This window comes from Streptomyces sparsus, assembly GCF_054776295.1.
The window spans coordinates 1-6,022 of sequence record NZ_BAAHCA010000235.1 but is presented as its reverse complement, the minus strand read 5'-3'; the positions used below and the strand labels follow the sequence as shown (position 1 = coordinate 6,022).

Here is a 6,022-nt window from a genome sequence, read left to right as displayed (position 1 = left end):
GCCGACGGCCGGACGGTGTGCAGGGCGAGCAGCGCGCGCCGGTCCACCCGGCCGGCGGTGCGCGGAATGCGGGGCACCGGGACCCAGGTGGCGGGCAGCAGCGATTCCGGCAGCACCTCGGCGACGGCCCCGGGCAGTCCCTGTGCCGCCGTGCCGGGGGCGGGCACGTAGTAGGCCGTCATACGGGCGCCGAGCCTGCGCTGGTCGGCCGGGTCCGGGTAGCCGATCCTGGCCAGCATCCGCCGGACCCGCCCGGTGTCCACCGGGACCCGCAGCTCCTCGTCCGCCTCGGCCATGTCGAGATGCCCGAGCCTGACCTCCCACCGCGTGGGCGCCTCGTAGTTGTGGTAGCCCCGCTCGGCGGCGTGCACGTAGACACCCACGTCGTTGATCATGCAGTTGGAGCTGCAGAAGCCGGTGTCGGTCGGCTGCGCCCACAGGGACGAGCGCTGCCGCAGGTAGGAGCGGATGCCCTCCTTGGTCACCTCCGAGTAGCGGAAGAAGTCCACGACGTCCACGGCGTCCACGGCGGCGGCGCCGAGGTCACCGGACGCCTGGTGGTAGACACGTCGGCCGACCCGCAGCTTCTCCTCGATCTCCGCCACGTCGTAGATGCCGTGTTCGTGGAACCAGGACAGCCGCTCGTCCATGATCTGGCCTCGGGACAGACCGGTGACGATGCTCGGAATGCCGCGTTCGTGCGCCAGCGTCGTGCTCAGGTCCAGCAGGGAGCGGAAGCAGCCGTTGCACACGCTCTTGTGCTCCTGGAGAGACCGGAGGAACACCTTGCGCTGGTCGGCCCGGGTGGCCGTGACGTGCTCGATGCCCAACTCCGAGGTGACGTCCTCGACGTTGCGCAGTGCCGTGCGGGAGATGAAGCCGTTGTCGAAGGTGAAGGTCATCACCCGCAGGCCGAGTTCCACGAGCCGGTACAGCACGTAGGTGCTGTCCTTGCCGCCGCTGAACAGCAGCAGGCAGTCGACTTCCGACCCCCGGGCCCGGGCCGCCTCACGCAGCCGGGGAGCCAGCTCCTCAGGCTGCCGGAAGTACGCCTGTATCTCGTCCCGGTGGGTGTCGAGGCGGGCGCACAGCGAGCAGACGCCCCCGGCGTCGAAGGTCAGACCGGGGAACGCGTCGCCGATGCCGCAGCTCACACAGCGGCGCTCCGCCGAGTCGGGGTCGTCCGGGTCCTCGGCACCGTGGAGCACCACCGCGCAGTCGGTGGCGTGCGGTTGCTGGCGTACGGCCTCCTCGACCTGCCTCGTGACCATGCGGGCCCGGTCGGGATCGAGGACGCTGTCGCGTGTGTCGGAGCCCATGTCAGTCCTTCAGCAGGTCGTCGGATGCGGTGTCGAGCAGTGCTTCCTCGACGACGCCGGCCAGCGCCTCGATGGTCGGATTGCGCAGGAACGTCAGGAGCGGGAGCGAGACGCCGAACTCCTCCTCGATGCGGGAGAGCACGGTGATGACGGCGAGGGAACCACCGCCCGACTCCTGGAAGGTGCGGTGCACGTCGACGGCGGGGGCGGGGAGGACGGAGGACCAGATGTCGGCGACGGCCTGCTCGGTGGCGTTGCGCGGGCCTTCGGTGTGCTCGTCCGGTGCCGTCGCCGGGGCGGGCGGCCGGAGCGCCGCCCGGTCGATCTTGCCGCTGATGGTGCGGGGAATGCCGTCCGTGGCCACGATGCCGGCCGGGACGGCGACCGCGGGGAGCCGCTCGGCCAGACGGGTGCGCACGGCGTCGGTGTCGACTCCGGTGGCGGGCTCGACGAAGGCGTGCAGCAGGGGCGGACCGTCCCCGGACTCGCTGAGCACCACGGCGGCCTCGGAGACACCGGGACACTCGCGCAGGGCGCTCTCCACCTCCTCCAGTTCCACCCGGACCCCGCCGATCTTCACCTGGTGGTCCCTGCGTCCCAGGAACTCCAGGGCCCCGTCGGGCAGGACCCGGCCGAAGTCGCCGGTGCGGTACAGGACTTCGCCCGCGCCCTCCCGCAGCCGATCGGGCACGAAGGCGCGCGCCGTGGCCTGCGGTTGCCGGTGGTACCCGAGGGCGCGGTGCGGGGTCCGCAGGTGGATCTCCCCGACGTGGCCGTCGGGGACCGGGTCGCCGCCCTCGTCGAGGAGCAGCACCTCGGTCTCCGGCATGGGGCGTCCGACGGGGATGGAGGCACGGTCGGTGTCGGACCGGGTGACGACGTGGAAGGTCTTCGTCATCGTCGTCTCCGACGGGCCGTACAGGTTGAGCAGGGTGACGCGGTCGCCGAAGTGGTCGAACCAGCGGGCGGCGTCCGCGGGCGGCAGCCTCTCGCCGGAGAGGGCCACGCACCGCAGCGACTCGAAACCGAGCCCGCCGGTGACGGCGGCGGTGAGCAGCGGCCGGAAGACGGAGGGCACGCAGTGGATCAGCGCGATCCGCTCCCGGTCGAGCCAGCGTGCCAGCGCGGACGGGTCGGATCGGGTGTCCGCCGCGGGCGCGCACAGCGTTCCGCCCACGCTCAGCGGAAGGAGGACGTCGCGCAGCACGGCGTCGAAGGCGGGGGACACGAGCTGGCCCACGCGCCATCCGGGGCCGACGCCGAGCAGTTCGGCCTGCCAGCGGACGTAGTGGTCGAGACTGCTCGACCGGCCGAGTATGCCCTTGGGCCGACCGGTCGAACCGGAGGTGTGGAACAGGTGGCTGGGGTCGTCGGGCGCGGCGACGTGGGCCGGGTAACCGTCCCGGGCGGCGCTCTTGGCGGTGCCGAGGTCGACCCGGACGGTGTCCGGCACGGCACTGAGCGGGCCGTCCACCCGGTGGTCACCGCCGACACCGACGAGGCCGTGGGTGGGCCGGGCGTCCGCGAGGACCGCCGCCAGCCGCAGCGGCGGCGCGGACAGGTCCAGCGGCGCCAGGACGGCACCGAGGCGCAGCACGCCCACCATCGCGGTGGCGAGTTCCGCCCGGTCGTCGGTGAGTACCGCGACGACCGACCCGGCCCCGGCACCCGCACGGTGCAGTGCGGCGGCGACACCGTCGGCCTGCTCGTCCAGTTCGGCGTAGCTGAGCCGGGAGCTTTGAGCTTCCACTGCGACGCGGTCGGGAAACTGCTCGATCGTGCGCCCCACGATCGATTGGATCGCTTCGAAAGCCATGGCTGGTCCTAGTCTGCAGAGGGCCGGGGGTCACACGTGTCCGGGAAGGGAGAACGTGTCGAGGAGGATGCCGAAGGTGAGGACGACCAGCAGGAGGTCGTCGTCGAGGTGCGGGTGGAGTGCGAACCCGTCGCCCAGGTAGCGCGACCTGAGGTGTTCCACGACGACCGGGTCGAAGTAGCCCTGCCGGGCGATCCGTGCGGGCGACAGCAGGTCGTTGATCCACTCGGTGTTCTGCCGGAGCAGGCCGGGGCTGCCCGGGGCGCGGAAACCGTACTTCTCCCGGTGGGTGATCTCCGGCGGCACGAGCCCCTCGGCAGCCTGCCTGACGATCAGCTTCTCGCCCTGGGGGCCGACCTTGAGCCGGGTGGGCACGGTGAGGGCGAAGTCGAGCACCCGGCGGTCGAGAAAGGGGTACCGGGCTTCCACCGAGTGTGCGAGGGCCATCCGGTCCCCGTGGTCGGTCAGCAGGTGGTCGGACAGCCGCAGGGTGAAGTCGAGGTAGGAGCGCTGGTTCAGTCGCGGCCTGCCGCTGATCCGTCGCCGGTCGGCCACGGGGTGCGCCAGGCAGTCGAACTCGTGGTGGCCGGCCTGGAGGTCGGGCGCGTACAACTCGCGGACCTGGCTGCGCCAGGCGTGGTAGCGGCGCTCGTAGAACAGGTCGCGGTCGCCCCAGAGCCGGTCCCGCAGGTCCTCCTCCAGGGCGTCGAGCAGCGGGTCCCCGGAACGGTCCCGGCCGCGTCCGCCCGCGTCGAACCGGTAGCCGAGGTAGCCGCCGAACAGTTCGTCGGCGCCCTCACCGCTCAGGACCGCCTTGACGCCGTGGGCGCGGGCGAGCGCGGACAGCGCCATGGAGCAGGTGTTGTAGGTCTCCTTCACCGGGCACTCGCTGTGCGCGACCATGCGCTCCAGCCCGTCCGTGAGGTCGCGCTCGGTGAAGGGGGCCTCGTGGTGCCGGGAGCCGATCTTCGCCGCCGCCAGGCGCTGGTACCGCGACTCGTCCATCGGGCTCTCGGGGAAGGTGACCGAGAAGGAGTGCGGGTGCGGCGCCGACCTGGCCGCGAGTGCGCCGATCAGGGACGAGTCGAGTCCGCCGCTGAGGTAGAAGCCCACGTCGACGTCGGCCTGCATCCGGCGGTGGACGGCGTCGGTGAGCAACTCCCGGAGGCGTTCGGCGTAGTACTCGTCCACTTCGTGCTGCTCGTCGGTGCGGGGGTAGTCCAGGTCCCAGTAGCGGCTCTCCCGGGCGCCGTCCTCGTCCACGACCAGGTAGCAGCCGTTCCGCAGGCTGCTGACTCCTCGGAACATCGTGCGCGGGCTGACGAGGCCGGGAAAGGTGAGGACCTGGTCGAGCCCGGTCAGGTCCACCTCCCTCGGCACTCCGGGATGCCGGAGCAGGGCCTTGACCTCCGAGCCGAAGACGAGATGCCGGCCGGTGTCCGCGTAGTAGAGCGGGGCGATCCCGGCATGGTCGCGGGCGAGCAGGAGCCGGCGTCTGCCCCGGTCGTGGATGGCGAAGGCGAACTGTCCGTTCACCCGGTCCAGCAGCTCCGGACCCTCGTCCTCGTAGAGGTGGACCAGCACCTCCACGTCGCAGGACGTGCGGAAACGGTGTCCGCGGGACTCCAGTTCGGCGCGCAGTTCCCGGTGGTTGAAGATCTCACCGCTGCACACCATGGCGACGCCGCCGTCCTCGCTGTACATCGGCTGCGTGCCGCCGTCGAGGTCGACGATGCTCAGCCGGCGGAAGCCCAGTGCCGCACCGTCGCGGATGACGCTGCCGGCTGAGTCGGGGCCGCGGTGCACGAGGGCGGCCGTCATGCGGTCGAGCACGGCGGCGTCCGTGGCCGGTCCGTTCCGCAGGGCCATCGACCCGGCGATTCCGCACATCGGGGGACCTCCTCTTCAGACGGCGGGCTTGGGGGTCGGAGAGCGCAGGGCGTCCCGCAGTGCGGGCCCGACCACGGCGAGCGCGTCGGGGCGCATCATGCGCAGGTGCTCGGTGGCCACCGGGACGGTCCGGATCTCCCCGGTGACGTACGGGCGCCACAGCTTCGCCGCTCCCGCGCCCCGGCCGCCGGGCGCGGACTCGAAGAGCAGCAGCGAACCGTCGAACACCGGTGTCTTTGTGCCGGGTTCGTCGAGCAGGCGGATCGTGTTCGCCGTGACGGCCAGCAGCGCGTCGATCAGTTCCCCCTCCAGTCCGGCGGGTGCGTCCCCACCGTCGAAGGCCACGGCGCGGACGTCCGGGGGTCCGGCGGTGGCCTCCTGCGGCCCGCCGGCCGGCCAGGCGTCGATGGCGGCCAGCAGCGGGACCTCGTGCCCCGCGTCGCGCAGCCGGGCGGCGACGGCGTGTGCGGCGGTGCCTCCGAAGGACCAGCCGGTCAGCAGGTACGGTCCCCGCGGTTGTTCGGCGGTGATGAGGGCGCAGTAGTCGGACACGAGCGCGCCGAAGCTCTCCGCGAGCCGGCCCCGGCCGTCGAGGCCGCAGGCCTGGACGGCGTACACCGGATGCTCCGGCGGCACGTGGGCGAGCAGCCCGGTGTAGCTCCACCCCAGCCCGCTGCCGGGGTGGAGGCACCACAGGGGGCTGCCGTCGCCGCCGGCGCGCAGCCGCACCAGCGGGCCGAGCGGTCCGCGGGCACTCGGCTGCTCCCGCAGCAGCCCGGCCACCGTCGGCTCCAGGAAGACCTGCTGCATCGAGAGGTCGATGCCGACCGCCTGCCGGGCCGCCCCGATCAGCCGGGGCACCAGGAGGGAGTGGCCGCCCAGTTCGAAGAAGTTGTCCTCGACGCCGACCTCCCGCACCCCCAGCACCTCGGCGAAGACGCCGCACAGCGCCGTCTCGGCGGGAGTGCGCGGAGCGCGGCGCCCGGCGGGCGGGGCG

At 72.5% G+C, this 6,022-nt stretch carries 4 protein-coding genes; all 4 read right to left on the bottom strand.

Annotated elements, in window-relative coordinates; genetic code table 11:
* Positions 1–1,319, bottom strand: a 1,319-nt coding sequence (locus tag ACYVE9_RS13080; RefSeq protein ID WP_461027986.1) for a 7-cyano-7-deazaguanine synthase, incomplete at its 3' end; no start/stop codon positions are given.
* 1 nt (position 1,320) lies between these two features.
* Entirely contained in the window at positions 1,321–3,135 is a 1,815-nt protein-coding gene (locus ACYVE9_RS13075; RefSeq protein ID WP_461027985.1) for a non-ribosomal peptide synthetase, read from the bottom strand.
* A 30-nt stretch (positions 3,136–3,165) separates the two neighbouring features.
* The gene (gene asnB, locus ACYVE9_RS13070; protein WP_461027984.1) at positions 3,166–5,025 is read right to left on the bottom strand and encodes an asparagine synthase (glutamine-hydrolyzing); all 1,860 of its coding nucleotides are present in this window, start codon (positions 5,023–5,025) and stop codon (positions 3,166–3,168) included.
* Between the two features lie 15 nt (positions 5,026–5,040).
* A partial coding sequence (locus ACYVE9_RS13065) for a thioesterase domain-containing protein (protein ID WP_461027983.1) occupies positions 5,041–6,022 on the bottom strand: 982 nt, incomplete at its 5' end.

Bases quoted from the DNA above. Each gene is read 5' to 3' on its own strand.
- asnB (WP_461027984.1), bottom strand. From the start codon at position 5,025: ATGTGCGGAATCGCCGGGTCGATGGCCCTGCGGAACGGACCGGCCACG.
- ACYVE9_RS13075 (WP_461027985.1), bottom strand. From the start codon at position 3,135: ATGGCTTTCGAAGCGATCCAATCGATCGTGGGGCGCACGATCGAGCAG.